Annotated in this window: 13 protein-coding genes and 1 tRNA gene; 3 read left to right on the plus strand and 11 right to left on the minus strand. The window is 45.9% G+C overall.

All coding sequences use genetic code 11. The features are described from left to right. Genes murB through HY811_03635 form a run of 4 tightly spaced genes read right to left on the minus strand, consistent with a single transcriptional unit; the run spans position 1 to position 4,473 of the window. Positions 1 to 936: a UDP-N-acetylmuramate dehydrogenase gene (gene murB / locus HY811_03620; protein MBI4833893.1), complete on the minus strand. Its 936-nt coding sequence runs from the start codon at positions 934 to 936 to the stop codon at positions 1 to 3. After that, complete coding sequence (locus HY811_03625) at positions 933 to 2,330, minus strand: UDP-N-acetylmuramate--L-alanine ligase (GenBank protein ID MBI4833894.1); 1,398 nt, start codon at positions 2,328 to 2,330, stop codon at positions 933 to 935. Before HY811_03625 ends, murB begins: the two co-directional genes overlap by 4 nt. Then, entirely contained in the window at positions 2,330 to 3,547 is a 1,218-nt protein-coding gene (locus HY811_03630; protein MBI4833895.1) for a tetratricopeptide repeat protein, read from the minus strand. Before HY811_03630 ends, HY811_03625 begins: the two co-directional genes overlap by 1 nt. 14 nt (positions 3,548 to 3,561) lie before the next feature. Beyond that, complete coding sequence (locus tag HY811_03635; protein ID MBI4833896.1) at positions 3,562 to 4,473, minus strand: diacylglycerol kinase family lipid kinase; 912 nt, start codon at positions 4,471 to 4,473, stop codon at positions 3,562 to 3,564. Between the two features lie 99 nt (positions 4,474 to 4,572). Between HY811_03635 and HY811_03640 the strand changes: the two genes are divergently transcribed. Together HY811_03640 and HY811_03645 are read left to right on the plus strand one after the other, a co-directional pair. After that, positions 4,573 to 4,646, plus strand: a tRNA-Met gene (locus HY811_03640). A 155-nt stretch (positions 4,647 to 4,801) separates the two neighbouring features. After that, positions 4,802 to 5,242: a hypothetical protein gene (locus HY811_03645; protein ID MBI4833897.1), complete on the plus strand. Its 441-nt coding sequence runs from the start codon at positions 4,802 to 4,804 to the stop codon at positions 5,240 to 5,242. A gap of 7 nt (positions 5,243 to 5,249) precedes the next feature. On the opposite strand, the gene HY811_03650 is transcribed toward HY811_03645, so the two are convergent. The 7 genes from HY811_03650 to pyrR all read right to left on the minus strand — a co-directional run bounded on the left by HY811_03650 (position 5,250) and on the right by pyrR (position 14,563). After that, entirely contained in the window at positions 5,250 to 8,084 is a 2,835-nt protein-coding gene (locus HY811_03650; GenBank protein MBI4833898.1) for a tetratricopeptide repeat protein, read from the minus strand. A gap of 78 nt (positions 8,085 to 8,162) precedes the next feature. Beyond that, positions 8,163 to 9,653 carry a HAMP domain-containing histidine kinase gene (locus tag HY811_03655; protein MBI4833899.1) on the minus strand — a complete coding sequence of 497 codons (1,491 nt, stop codon included), beginning with the start codon at positions 9,651 to 9,653 and terminating at the stop codon, positions 8,163 to 8,165. Positions 9,654 to 9,702: 49 nt separating this feature from the next. Next, a complete protein-coding gene (locus tag HY811_03660) occupies positions 9,703 to 10,989 on the minus strand; it encodes a type II secretion system F family protein (protein MBI4833900.1) in 1,287 nt (428 codons plus the stop codon). Between the two features lie 84 nt (positions 10,990 to 11,073). Then, positions 11,074 to 12,369, minus strand: coding sequence for a dihydroorotase (locus HY811_03665; GenBank protein MBI4833901.1), 1,296 nt, complete (start codon positions 12,367 to 12,369; stop codon positions 11,074 to 11,076). Then, on the minus strand, positions 12,366 to 12,836 hold the full coding sequence (locus HY811_03670) for a PD40 domain-containing protein (GenBank protein ID MBI4833902.1): 471 nt from the start codon (positions 12,834 to 12,836) through the stop codon (positions 12,366 to 12,368). Before HY811_03670 ends, HY811_03665 begins: the two co-directional genes overlap by 4 nt. Positions 12,837 to 13,049: 213 nt before the next feature. After that, a complete protein-coding gene (locus HY811_03675; protein ID MBI4833903.1) occupies positions 13,050 to 14,036 on the minus strand; it encodes an aspartate carbamoyltransferase catalytic subunit in 987 nt (328 codons plus the stop codon). Continuing rightward, positions 14,033 to 14,563 (minus strand): bifunctional pyr operon transcriptional regulator/uracil phosphoribosyltransferase PyrR, encoded by a 531-nt coding sequence (gene pyrR / locus HY811_03680; protein ID MBI4833904.1) that lies wholly within the window; start codon positions 14,561 to 14,563, stop codon positions 14,033 to 14,035. The genes HY811_03675 and pyrR overlap by 4 nt, the downstream gene beginning before the upstream one ends. A 258-nt stretch (positions 14,564 to 14,821) precedes the next feature. Here pyrR and HY811_03685 point away from each other — a divergent pair, with 258 nt between their 5' ends. Beyond that, a complete protein-coding gene (locus HY811_03685; GenBank protein ID MBI4833905.1) occupies positions 14,822 to 15,340 on the plus strand; it encodes a hypothetical protein in 519 nt (172 codons plus the stop codon). Positions 15,341 to 16,296: the final 956 nt, after the last annotated feature.

A 16,296-nucleotide genomic window follows, 5' to 3' on the forward strand; every position in this document is an offset into this window, starting at 1 on the left:
TTACCACATTTCGATTTCGGGTTCCAATGATATATTGAACTTGGTTTTGACAACGTTTTGGATGTGGTTAATCAGGTTGGTGATATCTTCTGACTTTGCGTTGCCTGTATTTATGATATAATTGGCGTGTTTTTCGGAGACTTTGGCTCCGCCGATAGCATAGCCTTTCAATCCTGTTTGGTCAATAAGTTTTCCTGCCCCGACGCTTTCGGTCGGGACGTTCCCGAAATTATCGGGACTTCCGCTGGTCGCGCTTCGCGCCGGATTCTTGAATACGCATCCGGCGCTTTTATCCGCCAGCGGTTGTAATAGGTTCTTTTCCTCAAGTATTTTCTGGAAGCGGTTTTTTAATTCATCAGGAGTTGCCCCATTCAACCGGAAATTGGCGGACAAGATGACATTCTTGCCTTTTAAGGAAGATGTGCGATAGCCGAATGTCAGCTTGGATTTATCAATGAGCGATTCTTCACCGAAACGGTTTAATATGATGACCGAAGCCAGATAATCGCTGATATTACCGTATTTGCCTCCGGCATTCATTGCCACCGCGCCGCCGATAGAGCCCGGGATGCCGGCTAATACTTCAAATCCCTGCAATCCGGCGCTGATACATTTGTTTATCAGGTGCGATAGTCCATATCCTGCTTCCACTTCAATATTTTTGCCGCTGATATTGAGCCCGGTAAGGTTTGTTTTTATAACGATTCCCTTAACGCCTTTATCAGAGACAAGCAGGTTAGTTCCATTGCCGAGTATGTGAACGGGTAATTTATTTTCCCGGCACAAAGCGTATATTTCTTTTAGCTGGTCTATATCGGTAGGGGAGATAAAAACTTCGGCAGGACCGCCGATTCCAAACGAGGTATGCTTGGACAGCGGTTCATTAAACCGAGTGATTTTTCCGTAAGGCTTAAATAATTCTTTTAAATCGGTCATTTTGTTAGTTCAACCGCTATTTTCCAAACATCTCCTGCCCCCATAGTAATCACTGCATCGTGTTTAGTCAAGTGATTTCGGAGATGTTTTATTATTTCCGGAAACTTAGGGATATAATAAGCATTGCCCCCTTTTTGGTTTATTTTCTCAGAGAGCAGTTTGGAAGAGACGCGTTTCTTTTCTGCTTCGCTGTCACGGGCGAAATAGATATCAGGTAAAATGACTTTATCAGCTTTGGAGAGAACATCAGTGAATTCATTAATTAAGCATCTTGTCCGGTGCGCCTGATGAGGTTGGAAAACCAGGCATATTTGCTTATCAGGATACAAGCCCCGCGCGGCATTTAATGTGGCCTTTATTTCGGTGGGGTGGTGCCCGTAGTCGTCTATGACCAGAGCGCCGTTAAAAGCTCCGTGGTATTGGAAACGCCTCCCAACCCCGCTGAATTTATCCAGCGCTTGCCTGACTCTGTTTTTATTTAGTTTGAGATGATGGGTAACTGCCAAGACGGCCAAGGCATTATAGATATTATGTATTCCCTGGATGTGGAGTGAGAAACGGCTGTAGGGTTTCTTATGATATAATGCCTTAAAATACCATTTCCCATTCTTTAGTTTGATATCAGTTGCGCGCCAGTCGCATTTTTCGCTTAAGCCGAAGCTGATGATTTTACGTTTGAGGCCGGCGATTGCCTTTCCGGTATTCTTGTCATCGCCGTTTGCGATGATTATTCCGTCATTCGGAACACGTCCGGCAAAAAACCTGAATGATTTAATGATGTTGGATAAATTCTTATAATAATCCAGGTGATCCGCTTCGATATTAGTGATAACGGCGATTTTATAAAATAAGCTGTGGAATGAACGGTCGTATTCGCAGGCTTCGCTGACAAAGAAATCGCCTTTATCCACATGCGCGCTTGCTTTTAAATCAGTCACATACCCTCCGATGACGAATGACGGTTTTTCACCGGCATGGCTTAAGGTATATGCCAATAAGGAACTGGTGGTGGTTTTTCCATGGCATCCGGCGACGGCAATTCCGTATTTTTCGCGCATGAGAAGCCCAACCATTTGTGCGTATTTCAGTATAGGTATGTTAAACTCTTTTGCCCTGATTATTTCCGGGTTGGTATTAGTTATGGCGGCTGATTTGACCACGAGGCAACAGCGCCGGTTAATATTTTTTGATGCATGTCCGATATGCACTTTTATCCCTTTAGCTTTAAGCGCTTGAAGAGCAGGAGATGCTTGCATATCAGAGCCGGTAACTTTGTAGCCGCGCTGGATTAAACAGCCTGCCAGTCCACACATCCCGGTTCCGCCTATGCCGATAAGGTGGATAAGGCCGTTTCTTTCAAGATTTAAAGTCGACGAATCTTTTAACCGTTTCATTAAACTTCTGCCAGATTCTTGAAATCCCTGTCGTTCCAGTAAGGCTTAAATATATTGTCATTGAGCGCTTCGTCTTTAAGCTCGCTGTCTATGACAAAGGCCTTTTTTAAATACTCAAGCATATCGGATTTTTTGTGGAGCAGGGCATAGGCAGTTGCCAGATTATAAAGGATGATGGGGTTGTCCGGCGCAAGCTGGAGCGACTTTTTGTAAGATTCCACCGCTTCATCATAACGTTCCAGGTTTCTTAACGCGGTTCCGTGGTTATTCCAAGCGTGGTAATAGCCCGGATTAAGGTCCAAAACTTTCTTAAAGTATTTAAGCGCATCCTTATTGCGTCCGTTCAGGAGATAAAAAGAGCCGCCGATGAATGTGGTGTAAGCCTCGGCTTCATTTGAAAACTTTTTCTTATTTTCCTCTAATTCCTTATCAAGCCGTTCACGCTGGTCGGAGAGGAGTTTTTTTATTTCCCTTTCCATGTCCTGTTTGGTTTGCGCGACGGTTGCCTTGAGTTCGTTTTCCGCTTTTTCCCTCAAGCTCATGCTGCCTTCGCGTATACGGTGTTCCAGGTTTTGCTGAAGGAGATCTGAAAACCTTTCTATTTCAACCGAATTTTCTTCTTTTAGCTTATGGAAAAATTCGGTGGATTCAGCGCGTCTTTTTTCTATTTCGTTCATGAGGTTATCAAACCGCTGGGTTACTCCGTCCGCCTCCGAGACATAGCGTTCCACTTTCTTGATGATTTCCTTGGTTTCCTTTATCTTGGAGCCTCCGATAAAGCTGAAAACCATGATGAAAAGGAAAAGGATAAGCAGTGAAATAATAATGACAATAAAGCTCACATTTAAGTAAGTGCGCGTTTCGGCGAGCTCTCGTTCGGTCAGGCTGGTTTCCCTGAATTCCTTGCTGCCGGCTTCATCCCACCATTTTATCCAGGCGTCGTATTCCGTGCCGAGTTGTTTTTGCCCGGTGATGGTTGCCAGCGCATTATGGAGTGCGTTTTTGACTTCTTCCTTGTCTTCGGATTCCAGGGCGTCAATCAGTGATTTCACCGCGGTTCGGGAATTCATGGTGGCCAGGATATTTGCGGCATCGCGCCGGGCAGTCCATTTTTTATCCCTCAGGTAGCTTATGATTTCCGCTTCATCAGCACGCAGGGATAAAGTTGCCATTAACATTAATAATGCAACCAGGCAGGGCTTTAATAATTGTTTCATAGTCAAACTCCTTGTTAATTATGTTCCGCAAATACAGGGATAGTTTTATGGATTACCTCTATATTAATCGGCAAATAGCCGCAGAAGTCTCCATCAACCTGGACGGGAACCTTATCCGGGCTGGATATCCGTATTTTCCTGCCGTGATGGTAAGATGAATTCATATTTTTGGTCACATCCCCCCAAAAGGCATCCAAATAATACCTGATTATTTCACGCCCGCTTTGGGCTTTGAACCATACGATATCCAGAAGTCCGTCATCTGTCTTAGCTTTTTGGGCGAATACCAGGGGACCGCCATAGCTCCTTGAATTTGCCACTTGTATAAACGCGGCTTTTTCCGTAATCAGCTTGCCGTCTATTTTCAGTGTTAGCTTGGGGAGTTTATAATACATCGCCGTTTTTAATGCTATCGGCACGTAACTGGTCGTATGGGGATGGAAATCCGCGCCTTTACGTCTTTTATGATGCTGGTCGGCGACTTCGGCGTCAAAGCCGACACCTGCCATTGAGATGAATAATCTCGGCTTTTCCTTATCGGAACCGAAATTAATTTTCCCTATATCAAGCATCATTGTTTTCCCGGAGTTTAATAGACAGACGAATTCTTTAACGTTTGATGTTATTTTTAGTTCCTTGGCGATTACGTTTCCAGAGCCTACCGGTATAATTCCTAAAGGAACGCTGAATTTTATATCGCTTAGCCCGTTGATAACTTCATTAATGGTGCCGTCTCCGCCGATGCAGACCAGAGCGTCAAATTCGTTTCCTCTTGAAGCGGTTTTACATCCGTCCCCGGCTTTGGATGTTTCCTTTACGAACGGTTCATAATCAGAGCGTTTTAACTCGGTAAGGAGCCGTTTCAAGAGGAGTTTACCGCGCCCGGCGCCGGCAATGGGATTTACGATAATGCCCAGTTTTTTCATAGATGATTCGTAATCTATCATATTTGGTAAGAGATTTCAACAAAAATCCTTGACACTCGGCGTGATTCGTGTAGAATTGATGCTTCACAGATATAAGAACGCGGGGTGGAGCAGTCTGGCAGCTCGCAAGGCTCATAACCTTGAGGTCGCCGGTTCAAATCCGGCCCCCGCTATTTTACCTTTCCTAGCTTTGTGATATCTCTTTAAAGGCTTTATTCGGAATATAGTAAACTTATATGAGGTTATATGCCGATAGAAATAAAAGAATTTGTCTTGACAATTATCCAGGAGTTGATATTATTCCTATAAGTATAGCAGGAGGTAAAGTATGAAAAACAAATGGGTTTTAGTATTACTTGGTATCCTAATCGTATCAGCTGGTTGTTCATGGTTTAAAAGGGCTCCGTCTAAAATAACCAATGCCGTTACATACCAGGCCGAATCAGGTTCGCTGGACCAGCCGAGTGATATTCCTATCCCGGCTAATTTTGCCTATCAGAAATTTGATTCTATTTATTTGGTGGATGGTAATATCCGGACCGGCACGCTTAAATATATAGCTACCGAATTTGTTTCGACTTTGGATGTCCTGAAGTTTTACGAGGAAAGAATGCCCAAGTATAAATGGGAAGAAGTCGCCACCGCTACGGCTAACGGCAAGAAAATAAAGGTTTACAAGCAAGTCTCCGGGGAAGACACCTGCAAAATTTCTATTTATCGCAACGATTACGACAAGTTGGAACTCTTGGTGGAAGTCGGACGCAAATAGGGTTTGTTTATTCCTTAAGCTTTTTCTGCAAATTAGCGGCGCGTTCGTTATCCTGGTCTTTTCTTAAAGCAAGTGCGACATAAGTCCCGGCTTTTTCCTTATCACCGGATTCAAAGTATATTTCCGCCATGTGCGCATAAAATACCGAGCATTTCTGGTTTACAGAATAATTTTCCTCCAGCTGTTTTATCAGGAATATTGCGACTTGGTATTCACGTAATGCTTTAGCATAATCTTTTTTCTCCCAATAAGCCAGACCGAGCCTGGCGTGGAGCGCGATGTCTTTCGGGTCCAGATAAACCGTATTTTCCAGGACCTTGATTAATTCGTCGAATTTGTTTTCTTTCCAGTAAATATCTGTCACTTTCATCTGGGTGGCGAAATCCTCATAGGCGATTTTTACATAATCTTCCAGCTCTTTTGCCATCTTTGCCGCCTCACCTGCGTTTTCGTAAATCGTCGCCAGGTAATAATAAGGATTATCCTCGTATTTGATGTATGAGGGGAAGCACCGTTTGGCTTCGTTAAATTCCTTGATTGCTTTTTCCGCCTGGTCGGATTTCATGTAGGATATCCCAAGTTTAAAATGCGTGCCGAAATCATCCGCGCCGGAAGCTAGGGCTTTGTTGTAATATTCTATGGCAGTTGAATAGCGGCGTTTTGACTGATGGTAAAATATATCACCCATGGTAATCAGTGCTTCCGTATTCTTGGGATTTATTGCCAATGCCTTATCCGCCAGTTCCTGTGCTTCAAGCAGGCTTTCCTTGACCAGGGCAATCCTTGCCAGGGCGGATAACGCTTCTTCGTCTCCCGTATTCTTTGCCAGGCGTTCATTCAATGTCTTTTCTTCTTTTAACCGGGGTTGTTTCCTTATCTTAATCCTTTTAATCCAGTCGTTTTCGAAATACTGGAAGAATTCTTTGTCAAAATCGCTTAAACTTTTACCGAGGCATTCCTGGAAAACGACATCCTGTTTTTTACGTTCTCCGAACCCCTTGAGCATGGCAATTATTTTATCCATCCCGTATTTATTATAAATATATTCTATAACAATCGAGCTTAAAAGGTAAGTATGGAGGAGGTCGAATCCCTTTTTCTGTGTGAAGCTTTCCATGTGTTGAAGTTTGCCGGATTCATACGCCTGGTAAATTGGGGTTTCCAGCGTGCGCGCCCAGTTGGGGTTGATGAGTTTTTCAGACCAGACCGAACATCCCTCGGTAAACCAGCGGGGGACTCGGAACTTGCTTAATTGCAGGGTGATGATGTGCTTGAATTCGTGAACAGTTACCGTGCCCCAATGGAAACGCTTGCGCAGTTTTTCCTGGACTTCCGGAGAATATACCAGGAATGTCTTGGCAAAGCACACGCCCAGCGCGAAATCGACTCCCGGCAACCCCGTCATCCTTACGGAGAAATCATTCATGCTTGGGAAGACCTCACAAAGAAGAGGCGGTTCCGGTTTGAATTTATATAAATCCGTGAATTTCTTATACGCTTTTTCCAGTAGTTCGGTCATATACGGGGCTAACATCTCCGCTTCGGACTTGTTCAATTTAATAGTAAAGTGTTCGGTTTTGATTTCAACGAACTCCGCTTTTATTGCGTCGAGCAGTTTCAATGTGTTTTTTACCGTCGGATGGAACGGGTCGCGGTTGTGAGCTTCTTCCAAAAGTTTTATCGCTTCTTCTTCTGCCTCTGGTCCGCATTTCAATCCGTTAAGGCCCAGTGCAATATAACCCGCCCATAATTGCGGGTCAAGCTCAACCGCTTTCTTATAAAACGGCTGGGCATCCAGGTATAACATGCGGAACATGCTCGCGCAGTTGTTACCGAGAATGTAATAAAACAGCGCCGGTTTGGGGTTTATTTTAATGATTTCAGCACAGGCCTTGTCGAATTCCTTGATGTCGTTATTAAGGTAATAAATGCTCGCCTTGGTGGCGTTAAAAGAAATAGAATTCGGATTGATTGCCAACGCTTTATCGATTGACTTTAATGCCTCATCGGGTTGCTCTTCCGCAAGGTTAGCGAGCGCCAAAAGCTCTAATGCCTCCGGGTAATTCGGGTTGATGGCTAACAGCTTTTCCAGGATGGCTTTGGTCGTTTCCGGGCTTTCCATGAACTGGCAGTAAGCCATGCCGAGGATTGCTTGCGGGTATTCGGGATTTATTTTCAGGGCGGATTGGAAACAATTAATCGCTTCCGGGATATCGTCTTTATCCAGGTAGCAGGTTCCCCAGAATGTGTAGAGGCGCGGATTTGCTTTATCAAGCTCTTCCACCGAAGGCAGGACAAAGTTATTGACGAAATGGAAGGTGTTCAAATCACCATTGCGGGTCGCAAACATCCACAAGCCTTCTGCCAGCGTGATAAGGTCATCCGCCGAAGTGAGTTTCTGGATATCTTGTTCCGTAAGCTTGGTAAATACTTCCGCTTCCTTTTCCGTTTCGGCATATTTGCCGGTTTCCATGTAAAGCTTGCATCGCAACAAGCGCGCCTTTAGGTTATTCGGGTCAGTTTTCATAATCGCGTCCAGCAGGGTTTCTGCTCCTTTATAATCTCCGCGGATAAAAAGCACTTCTGCCTTGCCGCTTTGCGCTTTGATATTGGCGGGCTCTTTTACCAGGAGCTCGTCATAGAGTTTCAGGCATTCGTCATATTTGCCTTTAATAAGGAGTTCCGTTGCCGGGTCCGCGTTTGGGGCGGGGCTCTGCGGCTGCTCCGCTTTTTCTGGTTCCGGTAGGGGTGTTTCATTCACCGCATCCTGCGCGGTAACGGTTATGGAAACGAGTAAAACTAAAATACAAGCTTTTAAGATTAATCCGGAAGCTTTAATCATAATCAATTCTCCTGATAGTTAATGTTATATTATTAAACAATCAAGTGACAAATAAGTCTAATAAAAAATTACGTATTGTTACTTTGTATTGGGCTCGACGATAGATTTGATGGTTTCTTTCATGATAGGCAGGGTGATTTTGGCGGTGGTGCCCTGGTTGCGCTTGCTTTCCAGCGTGATTTTGCCTCCGTGGTTTTCGATGATATTAAAGGCAACCGATAATCCCAGCCCGGTTCCTTTACCTGGCTCTTTGCTGGTATAAAAAAGGTCGAATGCCTGCTTGATTTCATTTTCGGACATGCCTATGCCGTCATCCTTGACCGAGATGGTCAGGGCGCGGGCGTTTACCTCGTGGAAGATCTCTATCTTGCCCCTGTTCGCATCGGGTTTCTGCTGCCTGACGGTAAGAATGGCGTCTATCGCGTTCATCATCAGGTTCAAAAATACCTGCTGTAGTTCATTACCTTCTCCGAAAATACTGGGCAGACTGAGCGGGACGGAATTTTCCACTGTGATATTATTGCTTTCAAGCCGGTGCTGGACCAGCAAGATGGCGCGGTCAATGACCGGTTTCAAATCCACCGCCTGCGGAGCCAGTTTCCTCGGGAAGAACTGCAATATTTTCTTTACCGTTTCCGCAATCCGGTCAAGCCCGTCTATGATTAAATCCAGGTATTCATCGGCTTTTTCCTTATCCAGTTTGCCGCCTTTCAGGGATTCCGCAGCGTTAATGATTCCTCCCAGAGGATTGTTTATTTCGTGGGCGATTCCGGCGGCAAGAGTGCCCGTTGCCGATAGGCGCTGGGCGATAATAAGCTGTTCCTCAGTGGTTTTTATCTTTACCTGTGCTTCTTCAATCTTCGTTTCCATGTGCCCGCGGTGTTCCTTGATTTCATTGAGCATCAGGTTGAAAGTGTTGATGAGGTTGGTTACCTCGTCATTGCCGCTGACAGGCTTGATTTCAACATTATAATCTCCCTTGGCGATATGGCTGCTTGTCTTTGAAAGTGTTTCGATTGGCTTAATGACCAATCTTGTCAGCAAGAAATAAATGCTCAGGATAAGGAGAATCGTTCCTAAGGGCATTATGAGGAGGATGATTACAATGGAATCCCACGGGTCAAATTTGGAAAGGGTAAGGTATTGCATATCCATCTTAACGCCGACCGATTTGCCGTCTTTGGGCATAATCAGCCAGGTGGAAACGTTGCTTCCATTGATAAAGACGTGAGAATCAATCCTCATCGCCATCATAAGGTCGTTATCCTGCTTATAGGCGGTGCGTTCTTGGCTTGATAGCGGTGCGCTTGATGAAAGCACTTCAAAATCGCTGTCTACAATCACCCATTTGGAAAAAAGACCGGTTGAATTGAGCCTTCCCTGGAGAATTTTCCAGTCGTTGATATTAGCCAGCCAGTCCTGGACGATTTTAAGGTTAAGCTGGGCGATTTCGTTCTGGGTGGCCTTGATACGCGTTTCGGTATCGACATAGAGGCTTAAAGTAAGAAGCCCCAGTATCAAGACCATTACACTGATAATGGCGATAAGTATTTTATAGCGCAGAGACATGGCAGTATTCTAGCTAATTTATAGTTTCCGGATTAAGTAAATCCGGTAATTACTTGCCGCCGCCGATATTCTGCATCAAGGAGACTAGCGGCATAAATAGCGCCACGACGATAAAGCCGACCGCGCCTCCCAAAAAGATAATAATCATCGGTTCAAGGATACTGGTTAGCGAGCCGACCAGGATATCCACTTCTGATTCATAAGTATCGGCTATTTTCATCAGCATCTTATCGAGTTCGCCGGTTTCCTCGCCGACTTCTATCATATCTATGACCATATCCTCAAAAACACCGCTTTGCCCTAGGGGACCAGCGATGCTTTCGCCTTCGCGGATACTGTCGTGTGTTTTCTGGATGGCCGCGGCAATGACTTCGTTGCCGATGGCGTTGCGGACGATAGTTAAGGCTTCCAGGATAGGCACGCCGCTGGCCAGGAGTGTTCCGAACGTCCGGCAAAAACGGGCGATAGCAGCTTTGCGGACGATTATTCCCAAAAGGGGCATTCTTAACCGCATCATATCAAGCGTGAATCTTCCCTTTTCCGAACGGCTCATCGCGACGAAAATCAGGTAAAACCCCAAGGGAATTCCCGGGATGAGGTACCAGAAATTCTGCACGGTTGTCGCAACGTTAAGCACTATCTGGGTCATCATCGGCAAGCCTTCCTTGCCGGCCAGTTCCTTAAAGACTTTCTCGAACTGCGGGATGACCTGTGTCATGATTACCGCCAGGATTATGACCGCCACGATAATGACTACCGCCGGATAAGCCATAGCGCCGATGACTTTTCTTTTTAATGCCTGTGATTTTTCCATGAATGTAGCCAGCCTGTTTAAGATGGTATCCAAAACGCCGCCGATTTCTCCGGCTTTAACCATGTTGACATATAGTTTGTCAAACGCCTTGGGATGTTTTGACATGGCGTCGGATAGGGTGCTGCCGCCTTCGACATCATCCGCGACATCCTGGACCATATATTTTAAAGGAGAAGGTTTTATCTGGTTAGAGAGAATTTTAAGGCTTCTTAATAATGGAAGTCCGGCATTTTGTAAAACGGCCAGCTGAGTGGTGAATTGGCTCAATTGTTTGTTGCTTACCCCGCCGAAGCGGCTTAAGTTGAATCCGCCGGATTTCTTTCCCGGGACGACTCCGACCGGACCGCCTTTTTGGCCGGCAGAGGGCGAAGCGCTTTTGGCGCCGGCTTTTTCCTTGACCGCAGTCGGGAAATAGCCCATCTTGCGGATTTTATCCGCAGCTTCCTGTCCGTTAGCCGCATCGATTTCTGATTTAAATTTCTTGCCTGAACGGTCTACTGCTTCGTATGAAAATACTGCCATAAATCGCTCCTTTATATAAAGGTTACGTGCGAATTATAATAGATTAAATCACTTTAATAGTCAAGTGATTTTAGTGTTTTAGTGTTAATTTGCGGAAACCGGCTGTCCGGCGATAATCACCTGAACAGTTTTGCCTTTTACTTTCCACCCGGCAAACGGGCAGTTGCGGCTCTTGGATTTGAATTCTTCCGGATTAATCGTCCATTCCTTATTAAGGTTTATGATGGTAATATCCGCGTCCGCACCCGGTGATAGGGTGCCCTTGGGGATTCCAAGTATCCGCGCCGGATTGACGGTTACTTTGGCAATCGCTTCGGAAAGCGAGAGTATTTTCTTGTGGACCAGTTCGGTCAGCATAATCGGCAGGACGGTTTCCAGCCCTATTACTCCGAAGGGCGCTACGCTGAATTCGACATCCTTCTTTTCCGGAGAATGGGGCGCGTGGTCGGAGGCGATTACGTCTATCGTTCCGTTCTTTAATCCGTCTAATAATGCTTGCCGGTCTTCTTCTGTCCGTAACGGCGGATTCATCTTGAAGTTTGTATTAAATCCGTCGCCGCCGAAACGGGGTGTTTTAATGGCGTCATCGGTTAAAGTGAAGTGGTGGGGTGTAACCTCGGCAGTAACTTTCAGACCTTCCTTCTTGGCATTGGCGACCAGATTGACCGCCTCAGCCGTTGAAATATGGGCGATATGCAGTTTGCCGCCGGTTAAGCGCGCCAGGGCGATATCGCGATAGACCATGATTTCTTCCGCCACCGCGGGGATCCCGGGCAGTCCTAAAAGTGTGGAAATATAGCCTTCGTTCATTACGCCTTCTTTGATAAGCGTTTTATTCTCGCAATGGGCGATGATGGCTTTATTGAACATAGACGAATATTCCAGCCCGCGCCGCATTACCTCGGCGGAAGCGACCGGGTCGCCGTCATCGGAAAATGCCACGGCGCCGCCTCGGGCGAGCTGTCCGATTTCCGCCAGTTCCTCGCCTTTCCGTCCCTTAGTCACCGCGCCGATAGGGAAGACATTCGCCTTCCCGCTTCGCTTTGCCTGTATATAAACGAATTCCGCGGACGCTTCGTTATCAACCGGAGGGTCGGTATTGGGCATGCAGGCAACAGAGGTAAACCCGCCGTTTATCGCCGCGGCAGAACCTGAAGCGATGGTTTCTTCATCTTCTTTGCCCGGTTCGCGCAAATGGACGTGCATATCAATCAAGCCCGGCGTTACGACCAATCCCTTGGCGTTGATTGTCTTATCAGCTTTTGGAGCTTTGGTGCCGACTGAGACAATTTTACCGTCTTTGATAAATACATTGGCGGTTTTATTAATCTTATTCGCCGGGTCTATCACCAAGCCGTTTTTTATAAGTAAGGTTGTCATTTCTTTTCCTCTTCCGCAAACAGGGCGGAAAGTTCTGGTAAGAATATCGGACTCCAGTCGGGAGAACTGTCGCTTTTAGGATTATTTGTCAATCTTGTCTGGTTTTTGCCGTCGGCATCCATCACATAAATTTCACTATTACCATCCCGCTCTGATACAAAGGCAATCTTCTTGCCATCCGGGCTCCAACGAGGAGATATATCGTTTTTAGGGCTGTCCGTCAATCTGGTCTGATTCTTGCCATCTGCGTCCATCGTATAAATATCAGAATTGCCATCCCGATTTGAGTCAAAGGCAATCTTTGGATGGCAGAGAGAATAAAGGGACTGGCGTATTCTATTAGCACGCATATTTAATTCCGGGTTTTTATCGGTTGAGGCTTCTTTAATAAGCTTGGAGAATTTTTCTATCTCTGATTTTATCTTGTCCCGGAGTTTAGAATCCGCTTTCCAATACTTTTCAATCATCTTATCACCGATTTGGGTCAATTCATTTTGCGCTTTATCCCGTGCCTCAAAATCATCATCGCCAAGCTGCTTAATCAACTCCTTGACACGGTCAGTAGGGGCTTTCCCCTCATCTGCTGAGTAAACAAAGTGGAAACATAAAACGCAAAGCAGACAAAGTATTAATAACCCTTTCATAATAGATTCATTTCTGCGTTTATCTGTGGTTAATATTTATTCTTCCGTCGGGGTTTTTATCCCCATCATTTTATCCCTAAAAGATGAAACCAGATACAGGACCGCCATCCTGACCGCCAATCCGTTGGTTACCTGACGGAGGATTACCGAATGCGCTCCATCCGCCACTTCCGGGGTTATTTCCACCCCGCGGTTAATCGGGCCCGGATGCATAATCAGGACATCCTTCTTGGCGTGTTTCATGCGCTCGGAATTTATCCCGAAAAGCCGGGAGTATTCGCGGATGGACGGGAAGAGGTTGGATTTCTGCCGTTCCATCTGGATTCTTAAAATATTTATCACATCCAGTTCATCAATGATTTCATCGATATCATAGCATATCTTTACGCCCAGCTTGGTCAGTTCCTTGGGAATTAAGGTTGCTGGCCCGACCGCGATAACCTCGGCGCCCAGTTTGGTCAGTCCCCAGATATTGGAGCGCGCCACCCGGCTGTGCTGGATATCGCCGACTACGGCGACCTTCAATCCTTTAATCTGTTTCTTTTTCTCACGCATCGTGAAGATGTCAAGCAAGCCTTGTGTCGGGTGTTCGTGCGCGCCGTCTCCGGCATTGACGATGCTGGCGTCTATGATGCGCGAAAGAAGATGCGGCGTTCCCGGCGCCGTATGGCGTATAATTACGATATCCACTCCCATGGCTTCTATGTTCTTGGCGGTGTCCTTGAGCGTCTCGCCTTTGGAAAGGCTGCTGGTGGATGGGGAGAAATCCACGATATCCGCGCTCAGGCGCTTGGCGGCAAGCGAGAAGGAGATTTTAGTCCGCGTGCTCGCCTCGACAAACATATTGACCACGACCTTGCCGCGCAATGCCGGAACTTTCTTGATATTGCGGGTGGAAACTTCCTTGAAAGAGGCGGCGGTATCGAGTATGTAAGTAATCTCTTCCGCGGTCAGGTGTTCTAAGCCCAGAAGATGCTTGTGCTTCCATTCAAAACCCTGCTTTTCTTTATGGGCTTTTGTCATTTCAGCCTCACCTCGTCAAATCCGTCGGTTTCTTCGAATCTGACTTCTACGATTTCGTTGTCTTTGGTCGCTATTGTCTTGCCGGCATAATCCGCGGCAATCGGGAGTTCCCTGTGCCCGCGGTCAATCAAAACGGCTAATCGGATGCATTTCGGGCGTCCGAAATCCGAAAGCTCATTTAAAGCCGCGCGGACGGTCCGGCCGGTATATAAAACGTCGTCAACCAGGATGACGACTTTATCGGTAAGGTTGAAATTGATATCGGTTGCCTTGACGATAGGGGCGGGGCCGACGGTTGCCAGGTCGTCGCGGTAAAGGGTGATATCCAAGGCGCCTAGCGGGGTTTTCTTTTTGGTGGATGATTCAAGCTCTTCCTGAAGGCGTTTGGCTAAGGTAAGCCCTCGCGTATAAATACCGATAAGGGCGAGCGATTTCAAATCCGACTTGTTGGCGGCAATACTCTTGGCGAGTTCTTTAATGGCCTTGGTGACTTCATTGGCCGTGAAAACCAATTTAGCCTTTTTCATATTGAGTGTGTTTTTTACCATAAGAGGGGCAATAAGTCAAATAATTTAGAGTATCTAACAGTATATGCCACTAAGGCAGTGCGAGTTTAACGAGCCTCCCTTTAGGGACAAAGACACAAAGAATACAAGGGCTTTTAATCCTTTGAACTATTGAGCGGTTGTCCGCCAAAGGCGGATCCGCCTCAGGCGGAAACAGTTGAACTCTCCGGTATAATTGGCTTGACTTAATAGGAAAGGATTATATAATAACGAAATCATATGACATTATATACACATAAAAGACTTATCCAGGTTTGTGGATTATTGCTGTTAATATGGGCGGGGATACTCGTTGTGGAGTTTATTGAACTGATTGGTGGGCTTAATGCGCTGAATAGGTGGATATCTGAAGCAAAATACGAAGAGCTTATCTCGAAATTGGAAAAAAAACGTCTTGAGCAATATATTTCTCTTATTTTTACCGTGCTTTTAATTGTCCCAAGCATAGTCACGGCATTAGGTCTTTGGTTTTATAAAAATTGGGCAAGGATATCAGCGGTTGTAATAAGCAGTATTTCTGCTTTGTTTGTTTTCTATGTGGGCATCAAGGCTTTTATAGCAGATTATAAGTTGCATAAATTGATTGAAGAGTCGGAGGGCAGTATTATGTGTATACTGCATGCTGATCCTCCTGTTATTTGGTATTTGATGATAATAGCATGTGCTGTCTTTATTACAGTAGTTATGCTCAACAAAAACACCAAGCTCCTGTTCGAACGCAAAGGCAAGCTGGAATAATAATTATCTTTTAGCTGTATTAACTCTGCGCTCTCCCGCCCCGACGTAATGTCGGGGACGAGGCTCCCGCCTATAATGGCGTCGCCCTTCGGGACGAACCTCGCCCGTATGGGCGGGATGTCCGCCTGTGGGCGACGCCCCGATACATCGGGGCGGCTGTGGCTAATCGTTCAGGGTAATAGGGGATAGGGCTGTTAACCCATCCTTTATCCGAATAGGCGGTCAGGAGTATTCTTTAACCCATATCTCTTTAATCATACCATGGCTGGTCGTAATGATTAATAGGGGTGGGGTAGGTTAACCATCCGGCTATTCCGTATCATTCCGCTATCCTAATCCATTCATCCATCCGGCCAGTATATTTCCTTTAACCAGCCCGGACTATTCTTTAGAGTGGGGTAGAGTTATTGCCCCACTAGGTGGTCATGTAGATATAGTCAATAGGTCATAGTATTATTGTTCATTTTAGATAGTTATATCTCAGGCATGGGGTAGTTATATAGCTTATAGCGCATATAAATACAGACGGATGGATATATAGATAGTGCCGTAATGGCATAATTATACATTCTATAGGACAAATAATATATGCGGTTTTGGCAATATATATAAGCATACATGGCATAAATATGGTGAGCAGGGGGCATAATGGCATAGAGGGGGGGAGAGGGGGGCCATGCCCCCCTATGGTAGTATATATAGTAGCCTGGTTTTAGGCGTTATACTACCTATTGTGGTCGTAAGAATGGATATCCGGCGGGAAATGGAGGCGGGAGAGGTGGAAGACAGAGGCGCATCTCGCGTCCCTATGGGACCCCGGGTTGAGGGTAAGGAGAAGGTTAAGCAGGGATATTCTATAGGGGATTAATTATTATGGATAGAGTGAATAAGTGGCAGAGAAGGTGGCCGATAAGGAAATAGGATGGGGTGGTAGATGGCAGGGGAGAGTGATTAAA

This window comes from Planctomycetota bacterium (genome assembly GCA_016207825.1).
Taxonomy (GTDB): Bacteria; Planctomycetota; MHYJ01; order JACQXL01; family JACQZI01; genus JACQZI01.